The organism is Maribacter sp. MAR_2009_72 (assembly GCF_007827235.1).
GTDB lineage: Bacteria > Bacteroidota > Bacteroidia > Flavobacteriales > Flavobacteriaceae > Maribacter > Maribacter sedimenticola.
On record NZ_VISB01000001.1, the window covers coordinates 233,196 to 255,590 of the forward strand.

15 protein-coding genes are annotated in these 22,395 nt (G+C 38.0%); 2 read left to right on the forward strand and 13 right to left on the reverse strand.

The window, feature by feature from the left end:
• Positions 1 to 13: 13 nt before the first annotated feature.
• From JM81_RS00895 to JM81_RS00910, 4 genes are all read right to left on the reverse strand, one after another.
• Positions 14 to 2,185 carry an alpha-glucuronidase family glycosyl hydrolase gene (locus JM81_RS00895; protein WP_144800321.1) on the reverse strand — a complete coding sequence of 724 codons (2,172 nt, stop codon included), beginning with the start codon at positions 2,183 to 2,185 and terminating at the stop codon, positions 14 to 16.
• A gap of 210 nt (positions 2,186 to 2,395) precedes the next feature.
• A complete protein-coding gene (locus JM81_RS00900) occupies positions 2,396 to 5,704 on the reverse strand; it encodes a VCBS repeat-containing protein (protein WP_261374921.1) in 3,309 nt (1,102 codons plus the stop codon).
• Positions 5,705 to 5,813: 109 nt separating this feature from the next.
• The gene (locus JM81_RS00905; protein WP_144800322.1) at positions 5,814 to 7,298 is read right to left on the reverse strand and encodes a RagB/SusD family nutrient uptake outer membrane protein; all 1,485 of its coding nucleotides are present in this window, start codon (positions 7,296 to 7,298) and stop codon (positions 5,814 to 5,816) included.
• 20 nt (positions 7,299 to 7,318) lie between these two features.
• Positions 7,319 to 10,315, reverse strand: a complete 2,997-nt coding sequence (locus JM81_RS00910) for a SusC/RagA family TonB-linked outer membrane protein (protein WP_261374922.1) — start codon at positions 10,313 to 10,315, stop codon at positions 7,319 to 7,321.
• A gap of 384 nt (positions 10,316 to 10,699) precedes the next feature.
• On the opposite strand from JM81_RS00910, the gene JM81_RS00915 reads away from it, so the two are divergent.
• Both JM81_RS00915 and JM81_RS00920 read left to right on the forward strand, forming a co-directional pair.
• Entirely contained in the window at positions 10,700 to 12,862 is a 2,163-nt protein-coding gene (locus tag JM81_RS00915; protein ID WP_144800323.1) for a thioredoxin domain-containing protein, read from the forward strand.
• 147 nt (positions 12,863 to 13,009) lie between these two features.
• Entirely contained in the window at positions 13,010 to 14,206 is a 1,197-nt protein-coding gene (locus tag JM81_RS00920) for a DegT/DnrJ/EryC1/StrS family aminotransferase (protein ID WP_144800324.1), read from the forward strand.
• Between the two features lies 1 nt (position 14,207).
• On the opposite strand, the gene ribB is transcribed toward JM81_RS00920, so the two are convergent.
• From ribB to JM81_RS00965, 9 genes are all read right to left on the reverse strand, one after another.
• A complete protein-coding gene (gene ribB / locus JM81_RS00925) occupies positions 14,208 to 15,344 on the reverse strand; it encodes a 3,4-dihydroxy-2-butanone-4-phosphate synthase (protein ID WP_144800325.1) in 1,137 nt (378 codons plus the stop codon).
• A gap of 11 nt (positions 15,345 to 15,355) precedes the next feature.
• Positions 15,356 to 16,789 (reverse strand): LptF/LptG family permease, encoded by a 1,434-nt coding sequence (locus JM81_RS00930; protein WP_409994641.1) that lies wholly within the window; start codon positions 16,787 to 16,789, stop codon positions 15,356 to 15,358.
• A 74-nt stretch (positions 16,790 to 16,863) separates the two neighbouring features.
• Complete coding sequence (locus JM81_RS00935) at positions 16,864 to 17,508, reverse strand: LolA family protein (RefSeq protein WP_089261615.1); 645 nt, start codon at positions 17,506 to 17,508, stop codon at positions 16,864 to 16,866.
• A gap of 13 nt (positions 17,509 to 17,521) precedes the next feature.
• Positions 17,522 to 19,891: an FtsK/SpoIIIE family DNA translocase gene (locus JM81_RS00940; RefSeq protein ID WP_144800327.1), complete on the reverse strand. Its 2,370-nt coding sequence runs from the start codon at positions 19,889 to 19,891 to the stop codon at positions 17,522 to 17,524.
• Between the two features lie 61 nt (positions 19,892 to 19,952).
• Entirely contained in the window at positions 19,953 to 20,321 is a 369-nt protein-coding gene (locus JM81_RS00945) for a diacylglycerol kinase family protein (protein ID WP_144800328.1), read from the reverse strand.
• Positions 20,322 to 20,331: 10 nt separating this feature from the next.
• A complete protein-coding gene (gene tpx, locus JM81_RS00950) occupies positions 20,332 to 20,835 on the reverse strand; it encodes a thiol peroxidase (RefSeq protein WP_144800329.1) in 504 nt (167 codons plus the stop codon).
• 119 nt (positions 20,836 to 20,954) lie between these two features.
• Positions 20,955 to 21,212, reverse strand: coding sequence for a DUF6952 family protein (locus JM81_RS00955; RefSeq protein ID WP_089261397.1), 258 nt, complete (start codon positions 21,210 to 21,212; stop codon positions 20,955 to 20,957).
• Positions 21,193 to 21,507: a thioredoxin family protein gene (locus JM81_RS00960; protein ID WP_089261395.1), complete on the reverse strand. Its 315-nt coding sequence runs from the start codon at positions 21,505 to 21,507 to the stop codon at positions 21,193 to 21,195. The genes JM81_RS00955 and JM81_RS00960 overlap by 20 nt, the downstream gene beginning before the upstream one ends.
• 64 nt (positions 21,508 to 21,571) lie before the next feature.
• A complete protein-coding gene (locus JM81_RS00965; RefSeq protein ID WP_144800330.1) occupies positions 21,572 to 22,216 on the reverse strand; it encodes a peroxiredoxin in 645 nt (214 codons plus the stop codon).
• Between the last annotated feature and the right edge of the window lie 179 nt (positions 22,217 to 22,395).

Below are 22,395 nucleotides of genomic sequence, written 5' to 3' on the forward strand. Positions count from 1 at the left end.
TCTATTTATTTTGCTAATTCCACTGTGGACGAATACCGGGTGCAAAAGGAAATTTAAGGGACCTGTATTCTTCAAGACTTTTATTAGGTTGTTCTACTCCTTTTGGTAAAGGCCTTTTTGAAAAAGTCTGAAAATATAACAAACACGCATTGCGCCACCATTTTGCTTCCTTTAGTTGAATCTGTAAAAGCATTTTTACTTCTTCATATTCATGTGCTGTTAAGAATGGTTTTGCATTTTCCCATGTAGCGTTCATAGTACTAACTTGGTCAACACCTTTTTGATATTTTAAAGCTATGCCGTCCCATAAACTATTTCCGCTCTTAAGTTTGTAGTCCCATGGCAGATGGTGAAACCATAATAAAAACATTTCCGGTGTTGTTGCTGGATCATTAAATTTCTTTTCCAAGAACGGTGCATATTGCTCGGTAGCATTACTACCCGTATCGGTACGGTCAAAACCAATACCATTTTCGTCCGCTTTGTGATAATATACGGGGTTCCAGTCCGGTCTACTCAAATTATCTACCCAAGGTCCAGGTCCGTAATGGTGACCGGTGTCAAAAATGTGATGCAGGCCAAGTGGATTCATATAGTTTACAACAGCTTCGCGGGAAGTGAGCATCATTTCCTTTATAGGTTCTATAAACTTTTTGTCATTACTGTAGGTAGTCCTTAACCATTCTTCCGCAATTTCATCGGCACTCAAATAAGGATTCCAGGCTAGACGTCCAAATCCGTACCAATTGGCTTGGGCAAATGGGTGTCCCGTCCAATTTAAGTCATTTCCAATATTGGACACTCCGGCCATGGCACTAATAGCGTTGTTATATAAGCTACCATCCACAACCTTGGCTACCGTAGAACCTGGCCCTTTTTGGTAGGTATCCGCCTCCAAGACCTCTATGAATAATTTGGGTAGAAATACTAAATGCGTACTAAAACCTAAATATTCTTGGGTAATTTGAAATTCCATGGCAATAGGGGTTTCCTTTAATGCCCCGAACAAGGGGTGAAAAGGCTCCCTAGGTTGAAAGTCAATGGCCCCGTTCTTGACCTGTACCACAACGTTGTCCTTAAATTTGCCGTCATAGGGTAAAAATTCATCATATGCTTGTTTGGCCCTGTCCGTATCATCATGCTCAGAATATACAAATGCCCTCCATATAACATTTCCCCCAAAAGGTTTTAGTGCGGTGGCCATCATATTTGCACCATCAACATGGTTACGTCCATAATTTTGCGGACCTGGTTGCCCTTCTGAATTTGCCTTGACCAGAAATCCGCCAAAATCTGGTATACGGGCATAAATCTCCTTTGCCTTATTGGACCACCATTTTTGAACTTCTTCATTTAAGGGGTCCGCGGTTTTTAAATTTCCAATTTCTATTGGTGCGGAAAATCTGGCGGTCAAATATACTTTTATGCCATATCCTCTAAAAACCTTGGCCAGGGCCTCAACTTTTTCTAAATACATAGGGGTCAATACCAATGCATTGGCATTGACATTGGTAAGCACTGTAGCGTTGATGCCAACAGAAGCATTTGCCCTTGCATAATCTATGTAGCGTTGGTCAATATATTCCGGTAGTTTTTGCCAGTTCCAAAGCGAAAATCCGGCATATCCACGTTCTACGCTACGATCTAAATTGTCCCAATGATTTAGCATCCTTAAGTCAATTTTAGGGCTATCCGCTAATGAAACTCCTGCTAGATCCTCATTCATTTGCATAAGGTTCAGCAACCTAAAAGTGCCATACAAAATTCCAATATTGGTTTTGGCGCTGACAAGGGATATGTTTTTATTGTTATAAGCAACGGTCTTTATTACATAGCCTTCATCATTAAGATTATCTACATCCTCTTTGATCAATTTTTGCAATGCATTGGGCAATTGGTCATACCGATCGATTATTAGCGTGCTCTCTGCTAAATTTTCAGAAAACTCCACCGGCTTGCCCAGCATATTGGGTAGGGCAGTGGACAATTCATTTTTTGCATTTTCTAAAACTTCATTATCTGTTGGAAAATAAACTTGCGATACTAAATCCGCGTATGATTGCAATACAGTTTTAGATTCAATCCTTTCATATTTTAACCACAGTTTGTAATCTTCTAAATGCTGACTTTTTACCGATGCGGTATACAGCGTAAACAAGAGGATTACAATTTTAAATTGTTTCATTTTGATGATTATTTATAATCGTGATACCTTTAAAAATAGCATATTTATAATTATTCCGATATATTTTATGATATCTTCAAAGATGATGGCTTAATTATATCCACCCTACGGACAAATGTGATAATTACCTCCATTGAAAGCTATCATTACGCTTTTAAACTTTGATGACCGCTTTGAATATTTTTTAAATTGGATACGATAACCTTTTCGTTAATTCCACTTTATAAATTGCAGATAATCGTTATTCTTAGCGGCTATAATATATGCTTCGTTGTTTTTACTGCGTATAGTGGCCATGGCCTTTACATCACCAGGAATGAACAGACCTGAGCTACTTGCGGGATTTGCCTTGAAATTACCTTGGCCATCACCTGTTAAAAGTAGTCCGTGAGAAGCATCGTTTCTTGGTGTTTCTACCTCAGAAACAAATAGGTTTCCTGCCAAGACTATATCCAAATTCCCATCTTTGTCAAAATCATTTACCAAAAATTGATTAATGCTGGATAGTTGGGCCTCTACAGGTAATTCATGTACAATAAACTTGCCTTGGTCATTTTCAAGATATACACTGGCAAATGATTTTACTTGATAGTGTACGGCTGCCTTTAAGGACTTTTCTGTATAAACATCCTCTAAGGTTGCCTCTGCAAAACTTTCATAGTTTTGAAATTTTTGCTTTATAGCTGGTATTTGTTGGGAGGAACACTGTCTGCCCCTTAAAGGATACTGCTTGCCCTCATTATAATAACTTAATACAATATCATCCTTACTGTCCTTATCAAAATCGTTTACGAATATGTCAAAAGTTTCGTCTTCCGTGGCCTTGTATTTATAATTAAGTCCATTATTGCCTACTATATAATCCATATCGCCATCATTGTCAAAATCGCCTTGTTCAATACTCCACCACCATCCTGTAGTGTCTAAGTTTAGGCCCAATGTTTGGGAAACTTCCGTAAAGCCTTTTTCGGAATTTTTAAATACCCTAATAGGCATCCATTCGCCAACAATGATAATGTCTTCCCAGCCATCATTGTTATAATCTGAAATCACGGCACTAGTTGCCATGCCCAATTCCTTAAATTCCTTGGGCATCATTTTTTCCGCTAATTGAAATTTAGGATTGCTTGCATTCCCCACGTTTTCCAAGATGTAACTATCTGTGGGTTTTGGATAATTTCCGGGTACCTGTCTTCCCAAAACCAATAGGTCATTATCACCATCTTTGTCAAAATCCGCTGCATAAACTTTAGAACCGCTTGTTCTCATATCCGGCAGATTTTCATCTTCCAATTTTTTAAAATTACCCATACCGTCATTGATATAAAGTCTGTCCTTTAATAGTTCTGATTGCGGCGAAAACTCATAGCCGCCACTTACCACATAAAGGTCGTTGTCCCCATCCGCATCGGCATCAAAAAATAGCGCTCCTATATCTTCTTTTGCATTGTCTTCCTCTAAAAACGGACTTTCCAATTTTTTGAATCCATTTGCCCCCTGTATAAATATGCCCCCTGTTTGCTTTGCTGAGCCTCCAACGAAATAATCGTCCAGTTGGTCCCCATTAATATCGCCGATGGCCAATGCTGGGCCAAATGCCGACATTTGATGCGGTAATAAAACCTGGGTGGCAAAATCATCATAATAATTTTCTTTATGTCTATGCGATGGAAAAATAGAGGTCGTATCCGTTGTGAACAACTGTGTAAGCTCCAAAGATTTATACTCTTGTGACTTGGCGTCTTTATAGGTTAGTACTAATTGTTGGTTAGTGTCTACATTGGATAATGTTTGCACGGTACCATCTGTCCAGACCGCTTTTAATTCCTTGATCTTTTTATGGTTGCCCAGTCCAAAGTGAAGTTCTGGTGCAACAGAGGATTGAAAGCCTCTGCTCAAAGTCAATTCTTGTACCTGGGTACCTTCATCTGTGGTTACATAAACCCTATTGCCCAAGCCGGAAGTGTTTCCTTTATTTCCTTGAAACTTTACGCTTAGGTATGTATTTGAATTGGTGCCCGTATTCTTAAACACGGATGCCTTGTCATCAATGTTGTTGGTAATGATTTCCAAATCTCCATCGTTGTCCAGGTCAGCGTAGACAACACCATTGGAAAAACCTTTATAGTTTATTCCCCATTTATCGTTGGCTATCTCAAAATCCAAATCTCCATTGTTCTTGAAAATGAAATTCTCAATTTTTTCTGATGGTATGCTATGGCTCAATTGTAAAAGGGTGTCATTTTCAATCTTAATCTTATCTAGTTTATTAAAATAATCATTGTTATTGATTTCCTTTCTGGTACCATTAGATACGAATAGATCTTTATGGCCGTCATTATCAAAATCAGCAAAAAGAGGTCCCCAACTCCAGTCTGTAGACGAGGTGCCCGTTATTCGGGATACGTTGGAGAAATGTGGAACACCATCCGTATAGACCCCGGAATTCAATTGTAGGCAATTGTGCATATATTGATAATGAAAACCCGCATTGACCACATCCCAAAACAGGGACGGATTCATACTGGCCATATTGGCTTTTTTTCTTCTATTGCTCCTAGCATCCATGTCTACCTGAAAAATATCAAGGTTACCGTCGTTGTTAATATCAGCAATATCCGTTCCCATGCCATAAAAGGCCGTGTGTGCAGTGGCTTCTTTTATAACTTCTTTAAATGTGCCGTTTCCATTGTTGAGATACATAAAATCCGGAGAATTGAAATCATTGGAAACATATACGTCCGGCCATCCGTCATTATTGATGTCCCCAACCGTGGCACTGAGGGTAAGTCCAAAATTCTTTAATCCCGCGGTTTCGGTGACATCTGTAAAGGAACCTCCATCGTTTCTATATAAATGATCGGATTCCGTATCTTCCAAATTGTTCATCTTAAAGGTGTAATAGAAAGTGGGCGATTTAAAATTTGTAGGGGGGTAGTTGGCTACGTACATATCTATATCTCCATCCTTATCATAATCGAAAAAGGTGGCTTGTACGCTATTACCTATATCGGCAACACCGTATTCTGTAGCTTTTTCAGTAAATGTACCGTCTGTATTGTTGATAAACAGTTGATTCTCCTTTGGTCCGAATTTTCCGCCAACGGAGCAATAAATGTCCAAATAGCCATCGCCGTTGACATCTGCCATGGTAACGCCTGTATACCAACGATCGTCACCTGCAACGCCCGCTTTATCGGTAATATCCTCAAATTGTAGGTTTCCCTTGTTCAAATAGAGCCTATTGGATACTTGATTACCGGTAAAGTATAAGTCTAAAAGTCCGTCGTTATTGATATCACCAGTAGATACACCCCCGCCCATATACAGATAGGAGTAGGTAAAATAGTTTAAGGAATCGTTTTCAGTAAGGGTATTGCTAAAATCAATACCAGTTTGGGAAGTAGTAAGCATAGAAAAGATTTTACCTTCAACCGGAGCTGCATTTTTTGTACAATTGACCATTGTCAATACCCCTAAAAAACAGATTAGTGGTCTAAGTATCATCATTAATTTCATAGTACTGTAATTTGCAATTAAAATAAGGTAAACTATTCAATAATATTGAAAAAGCAGCACGTTTTCACGTGCTGCCCAAATCAAACTAAACTAACTCAAAAAAACTATTTTAATATCCAGGATTCTGATCTGCTGCCGTTACATTTTCATTAGATGAAATTTCCCTGTCCGGTATGGGCCAAAGCTCATTTTTACCAGCTTGGAAATTAGTTCCTGCCAATTCTGTAGCGGCTAGGTTCCACCTTAAGATATCATTAAAGCGAACTTGCTCACCTGCTAGTTCAACCTTTCTTTCGTGAACGATAGCATCAAAAACTTCAGCTTTAGATAAACCATATGGTAGATCATCTAACGATGCCCTTTCCCTAACTTCATTAATATAATCAATGGCATCATCTTGTGTACCTACTTCATTTTCACACTCTGCCATCATTAACAATACATCAGCATAACGTAAATATTTAAAGTTGATACCGGATTCTTGATCTTCATTGGCATCCTTGTAATAGTTTTGATATTTTTTCCATCCGGCACGTCTTTCTTCACCCGCGGTCAACATTTCAGCAGTAACGATACCACCGGCAAACGTATCGCCCACCGAGTAGAAATTATCCGCATATCTGGTATCTCCTGGCTCAAATTCATCCAATAGATCATCTGATGGAAAAACGTTGAACCAATCATTAAACCCGTATTCCTGTCCTCTAAAAGTAGCTTCGTTAGGTCCGGCACCTGTAACAGATGAGTTCCATTTAGCGCTTGCTCCCAAGGCATCATCATACTCTATTTCAAAAATGGATTCTATACCATGCTCTGTCTCTTCCGTGAAATTGTCAAAATAGTTTGGTTCCAATGCATATCCTGATAGCTTTTCAAACTCGGCCAACGCCAAGGCATGTTCACCTCTGAACAAATAGACTTTTCCCAATAATGCAATTGCCGCACCTTTGGTAGCCCTACCGTTATCCTCTTCGCTCTTAGGCAATAAACTTGCAGATGCCGCTTGTAAATCTGAAATGATCAATGCATATACCTCACTAGCGGGAGATTTGCCAATACCTTCTGTGGTAGTTGGTATTTCAGTAATTAACGGCATATCACCAAATCTTGTTACCAATAGAAAGTTATAAAGTGCGCGCAAGAACTTTGCTTCGCCAATGAACTTCTGTTTTGTTGCACTGCTAACAATAGCATCATCTATGGCGTTGATAGCCTCTTCATTGCCAATGACGAAATTGGCCTTGTTGATACCTCTGTAGCAACTTTCCCAATAATCTGCGATGGGTCCATGGCTAGAATCAAATGAAAAATCCAGGTATTGTCTTTTATCCGCCTCCAATTGTGGGTTACCATCGTTCTCATGTGACATGTTGTCCTGTGAGAAAAACATATGTCTGGAATATAGGCCTCTTGTCTGTAAGTTGGCATAAACCGCATTTACTGCAGATTGTACCTGTGCTTCGGTCTTAAAAAATGTTTCGGGAGATAATCCATTGGGATTTACCAGCTCCAAATCATTTTCACTACACGCATTTATTACCACAAGTGCGGTAAAAAGCGCGAACATTGAAAAAATAATTTTTGTTGTTTTCATATTTCTTTTCTATTTAGCAATTAAAATGATACTTGTAAACCTATTAGGTAAGTTTTAGGTTGTGGATAGGCACCTCTATCGATACCATACTCAAATAAATCCCCATTTCCTACTTCTGGGTCTAGACCGGAGTATTCTGTAATGGTAATCAAGTTTTGACCACTAACATACACCCTAAACTTTGAGAACAACTCTTTGCCAAATGCGTTGCTTGGTATAGTATACCCTATAGTAAGGTTCTTAAGCCTTGAAAATGATCCATCCTCTACAAAACGATCGGATAATTGAAGGTTTTGTGGAGCTCCACCAGCTCTTGGAACCGTAGTAGAAGGATTGGTCGGCGTCCATCTATCCAATACACCAACTCCGGCGTTAAACAATCTTGGCATACCTTCTAGGTCATAAATGTTGGTATTGTATAAATCCCTACCGTAAATTCCGGTCCAGAACATATTAAAATCCCAATTCTTGTAATCTGCGCTTAAGTTAAGACCGTAGGTCAGGTCCGGAAGCGGATCACCTATAATAGCCCTATCTTCTGAAGTAATGTCACCATCATTGTTCAAATCCTTGAATCTAATGTCACCTGGCTGTACTGTGGTTTGACCTGGGTTGGCAGTAAATACAGCATCAACTTCGGCCTGGTTTTGATAAATACCATCTGTTACCAATCCGTAAAAATGAAATAAGGATTCGCCTTCAACAACCCTTGTAATGTTCTGGCTTTCAAAATTACCGCCAATAAGTTCGTCTACTCCACCTAAAGAAAGAGCTGTGTTGGAACTAGTGGACAAGTTAACGTTGGCAGACCATTTAAAGTCTCCTTCAAAATCATTATATCCTAAACTAAGTTCAAAACCTGTAGTCTCTACTGACCCCACATTTCTTACTTGACTGCCTTCATTGATACCCAGAGAGGTAGATGTAGGAACCCGTATTAAAAGATCATCACTTTGGTTTTCATAGTATTCTAGAGCTGCAGTGAACTTATCGTTAGCAAAACCTAAATCAACACCAATGTTCATCTGCTTGGTCTCCTCCCATTTTAAATCTGGATTAGCCAAACCAAAAGCGGTGGTACCTACTGCATTTGATCCTGCAATTGGGTAAAGGAAATCATTTACCAATGTTGCGCTATATAAATAATTGGCAATCCTATCATTACCGGAATACCCTAAACTACCTCTTAACTTCAACGTACTTACGTTGGTGTCTACCATGAAATTTTCTTTGGCAACGTTCCAACCCAAAGCATAAGAAGAGAACCATCCCCATCGGTTATTAGATCCAAATTTAGAAGAAGCATCACGTCTTAAGGATACCGCTGCAATATATTTGTCGTCATAGTTATAGTTCAACCTTCCCAAAAATCCTAATCTATTATACTCAAAAGAAGTACTCTGTAAGCTAGAATCTTCATTGGATAATTCGTCAATTTCATCTGAAACCGAGTTACGGCTGTTGGCATTGATGCTTGTACCTTTACTTTCAAATTTTTCTGATAGTAAAAGGGCCTCAAAATTATGTGCCTCTCCAAAAGTTTTGTTATACGTTAGACTATTGGTGAAAATTAATGTTTGACCATCAGATGCATTTTTTGTGATTGATGCAAATGCTTGTTGGTGTGTTCCTCCTAAACTATCATCGTTGAAAGATGGGATAAACCTGTCACTGGTAGCCTTGTAATAATCCAAACCTACTTGTGATTTAAACTTTAGACCTTCAAAAATGTCATATTCAGCAAAAATATTCCCAACCAAGCTGAACGTATTGTTGACTGCATTTCCATGTTTTAAAACTCGAACAGGGTTTTCTGCATCTTGACCATCACCAGCACTGTTTGGTCCCTGAAAGCCACCAAGGTTGTTTTCATTGTAAACCGGTAAATATGGTGCAGCTTTTATAGCGTGCTCCAAAAGAGAACGACCACCTACACCAGTTGGGTCTGGGTTCTGTTTGTTAAAATTAACGGACATGTTTTGTCCAAGCTTTAATTTTCCGAAGGTGAAATCACTATTGGCCCTAAAGGAATATCTTTGGAAGCCAGTTTCTATAACGATACCTTCACGCTCAAAATATCCACCAGAAATTCTGAAGTTACTGGTGTCATTACCACCGGATGCAGCCATGTCATAGCTTCTTATAATTCCAGAGGTATATATTTCGTCTTGCCAGTTTGTATTTAGACCAGATGAGGACAATGGTGTATTAGGTACAATACCAAAGGCATCATTGGCATATTGTAAATATTGCTCCGTATTCAACACATCATATCTATTGGTATTTTGTTGAAAACCGGTATGGGCATTAAAGGATAATTGCGTTTTACCACTTTTACCTTTCTTAGTGGTAACGATGATTACCCCGTTTGATCCTTGGGCGCCATACACCGCGGTGGTAGAGGCATCTTTTAATACGTTTATGGTTTCAATGTCATTTTGGTTGATACCGGAAAGGTTGCCAACAATTACGCCATCTACTACAAATAATGGAGAGTTGTTACCAAATGTACCAAGACCCCTAATGGTTATTGATGGCTCTGAACCAGGAGTTCCCGTGTTTACAACGGATATACCCGCTGCACGTCCTTGCAATGCTTCTGTGGCATTTGCAACCGGAACAGCATTAAGGTCTTCAGATTTTACACTGGAAATGGCCCCTGTAACGGCAGCCCTACTTTGGGCACCATAACCTACAACGACCACTTCATCTAAAGTCTGTGCATCAATTTCCATGGACACATTAAAGGAAGTTTGTCCATTTACAGGTATTTGCTGTGTTAAATAGCCAATGTAACTGATGGTAAGGGTAGCGTCAGTAGGAACGTTCGCCAATGAAAAATTTCCATCAAAATCTGTCTGGGTTCCATTTGTGGTGCCAGAAACCACTACAGATGCACCGGGAAGCGGTGTACCCGTTTCATCAGAAACAACACCGGTGAGGGTAGTTGTTTGTGAAAAGGCAAATTGCCCCAACATTGCAATAAAGGCAATGAATGTAATTTTGAGTTTACTCATAATTAATTAAGTTTAAGTTGTTATTCGTTCGAGTCACATTTATGCTAAATAGTAACGAAACAAATATAATTTGGAGGTTATGTGGAGAGTAAAAGAAATGAAGCGAACACTGGTAATTTTGATGCAGCGCTTCTGTTATTATTAGTAATACGGCATTTTTAGCTATATTTTTTTATGAGTCTCTTTAAATACAAGGGGTAGATTTTTCATATTGATAAATAATCTGCATATCACTGACTTTGTTCAATAATGATGTATTACAATAATTTTGAAAAATAGCACTTGGATAACTATATATTTGAACTAATATGTTACTTGGACCAAAGCGGGAATTACATATAAATTAAATTTATCTTTGAAGCTTTATCCTATACCTTGTTCGTTATGAAAATGCGGTCTTATTTAATCATTACCTTATTATTTATAGGGTTTTTAAACTCATGTAAAGAAAGTAATAAGGAACATTCCCAAGATCTTTCTTCCAGTCATGAAAATGGCAATTATGAGTTTACGAATGAACTAATCCATGAGACTAGCCCATATCTTTTACAACATGCCCATAATCCGGTAAATTGGAAACCTTGGTCACAAGAAGCATTTAAGGAAGCTGAAAATAAGGGAGTACTGGTGGTTTTAAGTGTAGGGTATTCTACCTGTCATTGGTGCCATGTAATGGAAGAAGAGTCTTTTGAGGATTTGGAGGTGGCAAATTTGATGAACGCCAAATTTGTAAGTATAAAGGTAGACCGTGAGGAAAGACCAGATTTGGATATGGTTTACCAAACGGCCCTGCAATTGGTCAATGGTACTGGTGGATGGCCTATGAACGCAATCATTTTGCCAGATGGTAGCCCTATATACCTAGGCACTTATAGCACAAAAGAGGAATGGAAAAATATTCTCACCAAGTTTAGTACCGAGTATGAGGCTAACCCAGAAAAAATGAAGGAATATGCTACCATGCTCGCCAATGGTGTACAAGAGGTGTATGAACAACCGGCAAAACAATTGGCCAATGAAATTTCCAAAACAAAAATTATAAACGGTATATCTACTTGGTCCAACTCGTGGGATAGGGAATGGGGAGGAAATACCGAACAGCAAAAATTCATTATTCCGGCAAATTTAAATATGTTATTGGAGTATGCGGTTTTGGAGCAGGATAAAAATGCACAAGATTTTGTTTTTAAAACATTGGATAAAGTATCTCAAGGAGGCATATATGACCATATTGGGGGAGGTTTTTTTAGATATAGCACGGATCCTAAATGGAAAGTGCCGCATTTTGAAAAAATGCTCTATGACAATGCACAAATGTTAAGCGTATTGTCCAATGCATATAAATTAAATGCAAATAATACCTACAAATCTTTAATAGAGGATACTTTTCATTTCTTGACTTCTGAAATGAAAAATCCGGAAGGTGGGTATTTTAGTGCAATGGATGCAGATACCAACGGAGAGGAAGGTATCTATTATATTTGGTCTATTGAGGAATTGAAATCGGTACTTAATACTGATTATGAGCTTTTTGCCAAGTTTTTCAATATAAACGATGGTGAGGTTTGGGAGCATTCAAGTTTCGTACTTTATACTACTGAATCCATAGCGGAATTCTCTAAGAACAATTCAATATCGCAATCTGAATTTTCTATTAAACTTAAAAAATGGAAAGAGACTTTGTATGATGCTCGTCAATTACGGGATAAACCTTCAAGGGATTATAAGATCATAACTTCTTGGAATGCACTTTTAATCGATGGATTGGTAGATGCCTATAAAACCTTTAACGACGAACGTTACCTTAATGAGGCAAAATTAATATTTAACTATCTAAAAGATCATAATTATAAAAATGGGGAATTGGTTCATTCCTATACTGCCAATAGCGATCAAAAAGAAGTTTTTTTGGAAGATTATGCGTTCTTGGCCAAGGCAGCAATTAGTCTGTATGAAGTGACCCTAAATATCGATTACCTTAAAGAGGCCAATAAATTAATTGGTAGTGCACTTACAACCTATAAGAGCAAGTCTGGTTTGTTTTATTATAATCTACCCAATGATTTGGTGCCAAGAATGATCAACACAACAGACGGAGTTATCCCTTCTGCCAATGCTATTATGGCTCAAAACTTATTTAAAATAGGACATTTGGAATATAATACGTCATATTTAAATAATGCCAAAAGCATGACCTCTTTGGTAGTGGATGATTTTGAGAATTATGCTCTTAATTATGGTTCATGGGGAACACTACTTTTAAACCATGCTTACCCTTATTATGAAATAGCTGTGGTAGGGGAGCAGGCTAAAAATCTGGTACAGGAATTAGGAGGTTTTTACCTAGCCAATACTTTAGTGGTCGGTAGTGAACGCTCAAGTGACATCTCTCTATTCAAGGATCGTTATGATGCCGATGATACGTTTGTCTATGTTTGCCAAAACAACACGTGTAAATTGCCGGTAACGAGTACGATAGAGGCTATTGGGCAAATGAAATCATTTGGATACCAAGGATTGGAGACTACCCAAAAATTTAGTAAATAATAAAGGATCTGTTTAAAATCAAGCAGGTTACAATAGGTATTTGCTATTCATATTGACGAATGAATTTATTAATCTTAAAGCTGGCCAGAAAACTTTGCTATTACCAATTATTTAAACAAGATTTGTACAACAATAAAATGTAATAAAATGCCAGGGTTTGAACTGTTTGGGGAAAAAGAAAAAAGTCAAGTACAACAGGTATTGGATACCGGAGTTCTAATGCGTTATGGATTTGACGGTATGCGTAACGGTCAGTGGAAAGCGGTTGAGCTAGAACAGGCATTGGCTAAAAGAATGATGGTGAAACACGCTCAATTGGTGAGTAGTGGAACTGCGGCGTTAACGGTAGCCCTTGCCAGTGCCGGTGTTGGTGCGGGAGATGAAGTCATTATGCCCACATTTACTTTTGTTGCTAGTTTTGAATCTATTTTGGCAATAGGAGCAGTGCCTATTTTGGTAGATGTTGATGATACTTTAACTTTAGATCCTGCTGCGGTAGAAGAGGCAATTACCAGTAATACAAAGGTTATAATGCCTGTTCATATGTGCGGTTCCATGGCAGACTTGGGTGCGTTAAAATCCATTTGTGAAAAACATGGGTTATTGCTTTTGGAAGATGCATGCCAAGCAATTGGAGGTAGTTACGACGGTAAACCTTTAGGAAGTTATGGTGATTTAGGATGTTTTTCTTTTGATTATGTCAAAACCATTACTTGTGGAGAAGGTGGAGCGCTTATTACCAATAACGATGCTTTTAAATTGCATGCTGATCATTTCTCCGATCATGGCCATGATCATATTGGAACGAATAGGGGAGCGGAAAGCCATCCGTTTTTAGGATATAACTATAGAATATCCGAATTAAACGCTGCCGTGGGCTGTGCTCAAATTAAGCGTTTAGATGAATTTTTGACAATTCAGGAAAAACATTATACACTTATAAAAACCCTATTAGCTCCCATTGAGGGAATTACTTTTAGAAGAGTACCCCATGGTGGAGTTGAAAATTATTCTTTTTTGAATTTTTACATGCCGACAACCGAGTTGGCCAAAAAAGCGCATCAGGCGTTAACCAACGCTGGTTTGGATGCATGTTTTTATTGGTATGACAATAATTGGCATTATTACAGGAAATGGGAGCACCTTACACATACCAAGTCGTTGGGGAAATTGCCTCAAGAAGTATTGGACCAATTACCGGATTATACCAAGGCCGACTTTTCAAAATCTGATGTTTGGGTAGGTAGAAATATATCTTGTCTCATTAAACTTAGCTGGACTGAAGAACAGGTAAAAGAACGAGCGGATAAAATGAAAGATGTACTAACCGGGCTGCTTTCGTAAATTAGTAGGATACATATTCTACTATTTCCAAACCGTATCCTATTATACCCACCCTTTTTGTCTGTAGACTATTGGTCATTAATTTCATTTTGTGAATACCAAGGTCATGTAGTATTTGGGCACCAATACCAAAATCCCTACTGTCCATCTCAATTTTTGGAGCCTTCATTATTCCCTGTTTTTGCAATTCCTTGAGTTCCTTTAATCGAGATAGTAAATTAAGCGATTCTACATCTTGATTAATGAAAACAATGGCACCTTTACCTTCATCATTCACTTTTTTGAACATATCCTCCAATTTTTCATCGGGATTATGGGTCAAGGTTCCTAAAATATCATTGTTGATCAAGGTAGAGTTTATTCTAGTTAGAATTTTCTCATCTGCAGACCAAGTACCTTTGGTCAATGCTAGGTGAACATGGTTATTGGTTGTTTGCTTATAGGCTCTTAACCTATATTCGCCAAACCTCGTATTAATATTAAAATCTGTTTCTTTTTCAATTAAACTATCATGCTCCATTCTATAGGCTACCAAGTCTTCTATAGAAACGATCTTTAGGTCAAATTTTTTGGCCACTTCTATTAACTGGGGTAAACGCGCCATACTGCCATCATCGTTCATTATCTCAACGATATAACCGGCAGGTTTAAGACCGGCCAATCTAGCAAAATCAATTGCTGCCTCTGTATGTCCAGTTCTGCGAAGAACACCGCCTTCTTTTGCAACCAATGGGAAAATATGTCCAGGTCTTACCAGATCATGAGGTTTGGTATTAGGGTCGGTAAGGGCAAAAACGGTTTTGGAACGGTCAGAAGCCGATATACCAGTGGTTACTCCATTGCCCCTTAAATCTACGGAAACCGTAAAAGCTGTCTCAAACGGATCGGTATTGGTATTTACCATTAATTGAAGTCCTAATTCCTTACATCTACCTTCGGTCAACGGTGCACATATAAGTCCTTTGCCATGCGTAGCCATGAAATTTATGGTTTCTGGGGTTGCCAGCTCGGCTGCAGCCAAAAAATCCCCTTCGTTTTCCCTATTCTCATCATCGACCACTATAATGACCTTTCCCAAACGGATGTCCTCAATAGCTTCCTCAATAGTGTTTAATTGTATTTTAATTTGATCTGTCATGATGTTAACAATCAGCTTTTGTCTTTTTTCTTAAATAATTTTTTGAAGAAATCGGTTATAAAACCAAAATCTACCATTCCTTTATCTTCCGTTGCCCTTTTAGTTAAAAATATTCCTAACGGCAGCATAATCAATGTAGCTATCCAGGCACCTAACATAGGGTGAATATTTCCTTCTTTGGAATAATTTCCGGCAAAAACACCTATAAAATAGTAGATAAGAAACAGCACTATGGCAATAACCATGGGTAAACCTAGTCCGCCTTTTCTAATAATTGCACCTAAAGGGGCACCCACAAAAAATAATATAATACAGGAAAATGCCAAGGCATACTTACTATGAAGTGAAAGTATGTGCATGTTATATATTTTATAACGCTTTTGCATTTCCTCTTTTTTACCGGTTACGGAACCTAAAATACTACTGGTTGCATTTTTAGCACTGCTTAGTATTTGCAACTGTTGCCATTCTGGGAAAAGCACAAGGAAATTTTCTTTTATAGAATCTTGCAAGGCGGTGTTTGCTCTGGCCAATTTTGCTTTTTCCGCGGTAATGGAATCTTTTTTGGAAACCATATCTGCTTTAACGGAATCTGTGTTTTTAATGACCAAAGGAGCAAATAGGCCAATTCTACTCTCAATATTTTTTGAAAACGCACGTACTATCCTGTAATTGTCTCCCCGTAAGGAATCAATATCCTTGGACAACCTTGAAATGTTTTTCATTTTATCCGTACTGATGTCCCGTTCCTCTTCCAATTCATCATTGTTGATGTCGGGAATTTCAATATTCATGGTGTAGGTGTCAAAATTGGCTTGTGCAAAGGGGAACTGCATTTTGCTGTCATTACTTTTAGTGACAATATCCTCATAGTAATGCCCGTCATGTAATACCAATTGAATTAAATCAGAATCTTCACTACTAATCAATTCTCCCGTTTTGGATTTAATGACCGTAGTATTCAAATTGGTTTTGGACTTTATATGGATAATGACGTTTTTTAAGAAGCGATCGTTCTCCCCATATTTTTCATCCACTTTAATGTTCATCCCTTCAAAATCACTAAAAACACCTTCTGCTACAACGGCGGCAGGTTTTACCTTGGCAATATTTCTCCTAAGATTGTATATTTTACGCTGGGATAGGGGAATTACATTATTGGCAAAAAAGAAGGTGACACCCCCTAATAGGACCACAAATATTATCAAGCTCAACATTGAGCGCTGCAACGAAATACCCGAAGCCTTCATTGCTGCAAACTCATAATTTTCTGCAATGGACCCAAAAGTAAGTATAGAGGATAATAGTACCGTTAATGGTAAAACTTTTTCGGTAAGGTCTGGTAGTAGATAGAAAAGAAACTTTCCTATAATGATGATATCCAGACCTTTACCTGCAATATCGTCAATAAATAACCAGATCGTTTGAAATATGAAGATAAACATCAATATTACAAACGAACTGACAAAATTAAAGACGAACCTTGATAGGATATAACGGTCTAGAATTCTCAATAGATCTAATTTCTTAGAATGAAATAGCCTTCATCCTTATATTTAGCTTCATCAAAAGTAAATAAGGTTTTGGACAAATCTTGGTCTGTTTTAAAAGAATTAACAGTGATCGTTGTCTTTGTGCCATTCTTTCCGGTTTCAATTAGTTTATAGATATGCTTTGTACCCATATCTATTCCCAATAATCTTGATTTTATTTCGGTATCAGAATCTATTGGGGTCAATTTTACATATTGAATTTTTCTACCCTGCACATTCTGTAAAATATCCCATGCATAATTATGGCCCTCCTTATAGAATGTCAACATTTTAGAAGGGGTCATGGCGTTTTCGTCATCAGACTGGTCTTCAATGGTCACTTCTTCATTTTCAGGCACAATGGTATACACTTTCTTACCGTCATAGAGTTGTTGGGACCCTAAATAATTGAATATATATTTTTCGCCGGAAAGTGTTACATCACCTCTGGTCTCTTGATTTATACCCGCTTCCGCATTTTTAAGGTCAAATTTAAAATCTACATATATATTGTCGTAGCTCTTTACTTTGGCATATACCTCATCCAATAATGATTTTGCCTTATCTGAACTTTGTGCGTTGGCTAAAGTTGTCATTAAAATAGCCGTAAATACAATAATAATTTTTTTCATCATGTTTTTAATATTATTCATTATCCAAAATTTGGTGAAGGGCGGCAATATCCGTTACATAAACCTGTCTTGCCTTACTGCCTTCAAATGGACCTACAATTCCTGCTGCCTCTAACTGATCAATAATTCTGCCAGCCCTGTTATATCCCAATTTCAACTTACGCTGAATCAATGAGGCGGAGCCTTGTTGGGCAATTACGATAACTTCTGCAGCTTCGCGAAATTTAGCGTCCCTTTCAGACACATTGTTATCAAGACTCGTGCCAGAATCCTCGCCAACATATTCAGGTAGCTCATGGGCATCTGGATATGCTCGTTGACTGCCTATGAACTCAACAATTTTAGCTACCTCTGGAGTATCTACAAAAGCACATTGAATACGGGTTACATCATTACCTTGGGTAAACAACATATCACCCCGACCAATTAATTGATCGGCACCAGCAGTATCCAATATAGTTCTTGAATCTATTTTGGAAGTTACCCTAAATGCGAGCCTTGCCGGGAAGTTAGCTTTAATGATACCTGTAATAACGTTCACGGATGGTCGTTGTGTTGCAATGATCAAATGGATACCAATGGCCCTTGCCAATTGCGCCAATCTTGCAACAGGGGTTTCTACTTCCTTGCCCGCGGTCATGATCAGATCTGCAAACTCATCGATCACCAAAACGATATAGGGCAAAAATTTATGTCCGTCATGCGGATTAAGTTTACGCGCTTTAAACTTAGTATTGTATTCTTTAAGGTTACGGACCATAGCCAATTTTAAGAGCTCATACCTATTATCCATTTCTATACAAAGGGAATTTAAGGTGTGGATTACCTTGGTATTGTCCGTAATTATCGCTTCTTCTGAATCGGGTAGTTTGGCCAAGAAATGGCGCTCAATTTTATTGTAAAGGGTTAATTCTACCTTTTTGGGGTCAACAAGAATAAATTTAACCTCAGCTGGATGCCTTTTGTATAATAACGAGGTTAATACCGCATTTAAACCAACGGATTTACCTTGACCTGTGGCACCTGCCATTAACAAGTGAGGCATTTTAGCCAAATCAACTACAAAAGTTTCGTTACTGATCGTTTTTCCAAATGCAATGGGAAGTTCCATTTCGGCCTTTTGAAATTTGCTTGACGCAATTACCGAACGCATGGAGACTATAGTCGCGTTTTTATTGGGTACCTCAATACCAATGGTGCCCTTACCCGGTATGGGTGCTATGATACGTATGCCCAGGGCCGCCAACGACAGGGCAATATCATCTTCAAGGTTTTTTATCTTGGAAATACGTATACCGGCTTCCGGTACTATTTCATATAAGGTAACGGTAGGTCCTATGGTTGCTTTAATCTGGGCAATCCCAATTTTGTAATTTTTAAGGGTTTCTACAATTTTATTCTTGTTTTCCTCTAATTCTTCTTGGTTTATGGTAATACCACCGGTTACCCCATGTTGATCCAATAATTCTATGGTTGGGAACTTATAATTACCCAGTTCTAGCGTAGGGTCAAATTCACCAAAGTCGTCGACCAATTTATTGGCCAATAAATCTAATTCCTCAGGTTCTTCAATAACCTGTTCCACCTCCATATCCAAGGTTTCCTCTTCTTCAGGGGCAACAACTTCAAAATCCTTGGATTCCGTTTCTGGTTCTAAGTGGGGGATTTCGGTTTTATGAGTGTAGGTATCAACTACAATAGGGGACTCTTCCTCTAAGGAAGAGGTTATCAGCTCTTCTTCCTCTGCAAGTGTTTTCTTTCGTTCCTTACTTGCCTTAAATTCTGATGAAATGGCCTCTTTTCTTGATTTAAAGAATGAGCCTATAGCTTCTGGCGTAAGCTCAAATAATCTGACCACAATGTAAATCAGTCCAAAGAGCAATAATAACAATACTCCTATTTTGCCGGCGTAGTCTTGCAGAAAGTCATTCATTTCATAGCCGATCAATCCACCTAATAAAGGGGTTTCAATGGCAAAGAACCCTAACGCGATTGAAATCCATATTACAAATAAAAGCCCCCATATCCATTTTTTGATCAGGGCTTTTAAAGGCAATCCTAAAAATAGATAAATGCCGGTTATACAAATTAAGAACGGGAAAATTAACGAGGCCAGTCCAAAGCCTTTATACATGAAAAAATGACTGATGCTAGCACCAAATTTGTTCAATAAATTCTTGGCAAGTTCATTACGGTCCTTAAATTCCGTCAATAGGCTTTGGTCATCTTGCCAATTAAAATAAAAGGATATGAATGAAAAAAACAATGCAATACTAAAAAGCATGAGTAAACTGCCCAAAATAATTTTATTCTGTTTGGACAATTTAAACGATGTTCCTTTTTTAGTAGGTTTTGGCTTTGATTTAGTTGCCTTCTTTGCCATTAAATCTTTTATTCTGGTGCTAAATTACAAATTTACGTTGAGCAATTGGAAATGTTGGCGCTTACTGGAAAATCTTAGGAATATAAATGATGAGCCCAATAATTGCCGAAGCTATTGAAACCAGCATAACGGCACCGGCAGAAATATCCTTGATGAAGCCTATCTTAACATCAAATTCTGGCTGTACATAATCTGATATTTTTTCAACGGCCGTATTTAAGCCTTCTATTCCTAAAACTAGGGCAATGGCAAAAATCTGCAGAATCCATTCCGTGCTTGAAATTTCAAAATAAAAACCGGCTATGGTAACCACTATGGCAATGACCACTTGGATTTTTATACTTGCTTCGGTGCGTACCAATAACCAGGCTCCTTTTAAGGCGAAACCAACACTTTTGATACGGTTGACCAAAAAGGATTCTTTGGGCATGGATTTATTTTTAATTCATCAACGCCTCTAATGCCGCCTTGTAATTAGGTTCTTCGGTTATTTCCGCTACTTGTTCCGTATAGATGACATTTCCTTTTTCATCCAGTACAACGACAGCTCTGGAATGTAGTGGTGTTAATGGTCCATCAGAGAAATTCACGTTATACGCTTTACCGAAATTGCCATCCCTAAAATCTGAAAGCATTTCTACGTTTTCTATACCTTCCGCACCGCAAAATCTTGCTTGGGCAAATGGTAAATCCTTGGAAACACATAATACAATGGTATTGTCCAGCTCTGCAGCTTCTTGGTTAAATTGTCTTACGGATTGTGCGCAGGTGCCAGTGTCCACACTTGGAAAAATATTTAAAACTACCCTAGAACCTAAATAATCCGAAAGTTTAACGGTAGATAGGTCGTTTTTGGTCAATTCAAATTCTGGAGCCTTATTACCATTAGTCGGTAATGATCCTATAGTATGTACGGTATTGCCTTTTAGTGTTACGGAAGCCATGTTTTAAGTTTAAGATTTAAAGTTGTGAAATTAAAAAATATAAAGCTTAAACGTAAATTAAAGGATAAAAAAAAGGTTCTTTCATGCATGAAAGAACCTTAAAAATTTATTAGGGTATTTTATTTATCTATGGAACCAAGAACCCGTTGCATAAATTGGTTCATGGCATCTTTTTTTGGAATACCATCCTGTATGCTCTGCGCTACATCAAGAGCACCGTACATATTGGAAATCAATTCTCCTATAACATCAAGCTCTTCATCTTTTAATGAGGGTAATTCCGTAAGGGCTTCTAAGGTTTCAATGGTTTCCAGAACGTAATCACTGTCCTTTTCCTCAATAAATTCCGTCAGTAATTTAATTATAGGCAACCTCACTGATCAATTCTTTTAAAAGGTCATATTTATTGGTCTGGACCTGATTCTTTAATTTCCCTTTTTCGAAAGATGCAAACGTTGGCAAATTGTCAACATTGGCAAGTTTTCTTGAGGCAGGGAATTTTTCGGCATCGGCTATGACAAAGGTAATGTTCTCATTGGTTGAAGCCTCTTTTTTGAATTTAGGCTTCATGATTCTACAGTTACCACACCAAGTGGCCGAATACTGAACAACAACATTATCATTATTAGCTATAATTTCCTGTAGATTATCTTCTTCTAGTTCTAGTAACATAACTTCAATTGTTTAATGGATTAACAAGGGCATGAAATCATTCATGCCCTATGATAAAAATTGTTTAGTTAGCGTGTGCGGACAGATAGGATTTTACACCCTCCCTATTGGCGGACATTGCTTCTTTACCTTCTTCCCAGTTGGCAGGACATACTTCTCCTTTTTCCTGTACATGGGTGTAAGCGTCTATTAAGCGAAGATATTCGTTTACATTTCTACCTAAAGGCATATGGTTGATACCCTCATGGAAAACGGTTCCTTCCTCATCTATTAAGTAAGTGGCACGGTAAGTAACATTATCACCTTCAACGGTAATGATATCGTTGACCTCATCGTATTCTTTATTTGTTGTGTCAAGAATACCTAAAGTAGCCGCTAAATTTCTGTTGCTATCTGCTAAAATAGGGTAGGTAACACCTTCAATTCCTCCGTTATCCTTGTCTGTACTTAACCAAGCAAAATGAACTTCTGCGGTATCACATGACGCTCCAATTACCATTGAATTTCTTTTTTCGAACTCACCTAAAGCTGCTTGAAAAGCATGTAGTTCGGTAGGACAAACGAAAGTGAAATCCTTTGGGTACCAAAAAAGAACTACTTTTTTATTGTTTTTCTGAGCTTCTTCCAATACGTTGATCTTAAAAGTATCGCCCATTTCGTTCATTGCATTAACGCTTAGATTTGGGAATTTTTTTCCTACAAATGCCATAATATGTTTTCGTTTATTGATTTATTTGTAAGGCAAAATTAGTGCATGAAAACCTGTATTGCAGCATTCAAAATTAGAATTTTCAATGCAAGAATAACTATTTTGAATGGCGTAAGAATTTGTATGTTTTTCTTGTTGAAGTGTTAATTATAGGTGCCATAAATTATCAGATCGTTACT

Coding starts and splice junctions, on each gene's coding strand:
- JM81_RS00895 (WP_144800321.1), bottom strand. CDS start 2,185: ATGAAACAATTTAAAATTGTAATCCTCTTGTTTACGCTGTATACCGCA.
- JM81_RS00900 (WP_261374921.1), bottom strand. CDS start 5,704: ATGAAATTAATGATGATACTTAGACCACTAATCTGTTTTTTAGGGGTA.
- JM81_RS00905 (WP_144800322.1), bottom strand. CDS start 7,298: ATGAAAACAACAAAAATTATTTTTTCAATGTTCGCGCTTTTTACCGCA.
- JM81_RS00910 (WP_261374922.1), bottom strand. CDS start 10,315: ATGAGTAAACTCAAAATTACATTCATTGCCTTTATTGCAATGTTGGGG.
- JM81_RS00915 (WP_144800323.1), top strand. CDS start 10,700: ATGAAAATGCGGTCTTATTTAATCATTACCTTATTATTTATAGGGTTT.
- JM81_RS00920 (WP_144800324.1), top strand. CDS start 13,010: ATGCCAGGGTTTGAACTGTTTGGGGAAAAAGAAAAAAGTCAAGTACAA.
- ribB (WP_144800325.1), bottom strand. CDS start 15,344: ATGACAGATCAAATTAAAATACAATTAAACACTATTGAGGAAGCTATT.
- JM81_RS00930 (WP_409994641.1), bottom strand. CDS start 16,789: ATGTTTATCTTCATATTTCAAACGATCTGGTTATTTATTGACGATATT.
- JM81_RS00935 (WP_089261615.1), bottom strand. CDS start 17,508: ATGAAAAAAATTATTATTGTATTTACGGCTATTTTAATGACAACTTTA.
- JM81_RS00940 (WP_144800327.1), bottom strand. CDS start 19,891: ATGGCAAAGAAGGCAACTAAATCAAAGCCAAAACCTACTAAAAAAGGA.
- JM81_RS00945 (WP_144800328.1), bottom strand. CDS start 20,321: ATGCCCAAAGAATCCTTTTTGGTCAACCGTATCAAAAGTGTTGGTTTC.
- tpx (WP_144800329.1), bottom strand. CDS start 20,835: ATGGCTTCCGTAACACTAAAAGGCAATACCGTACATACTATAGGATCA.
- JM81_RS00960 (WP_089261395.1), bottom strand. CDS start 21,507: ATGTTACTAGAACTAGAAGAAGATAATCTACAGGAAATTATAGCTAAT.
- JM81_RS00965 (WP_144800330.1), bottom strand. CDS start 22,216: ATGGCATTTGTAGGAAAAAAATTCCCAAATCTAAGCGTTAATGCAATG.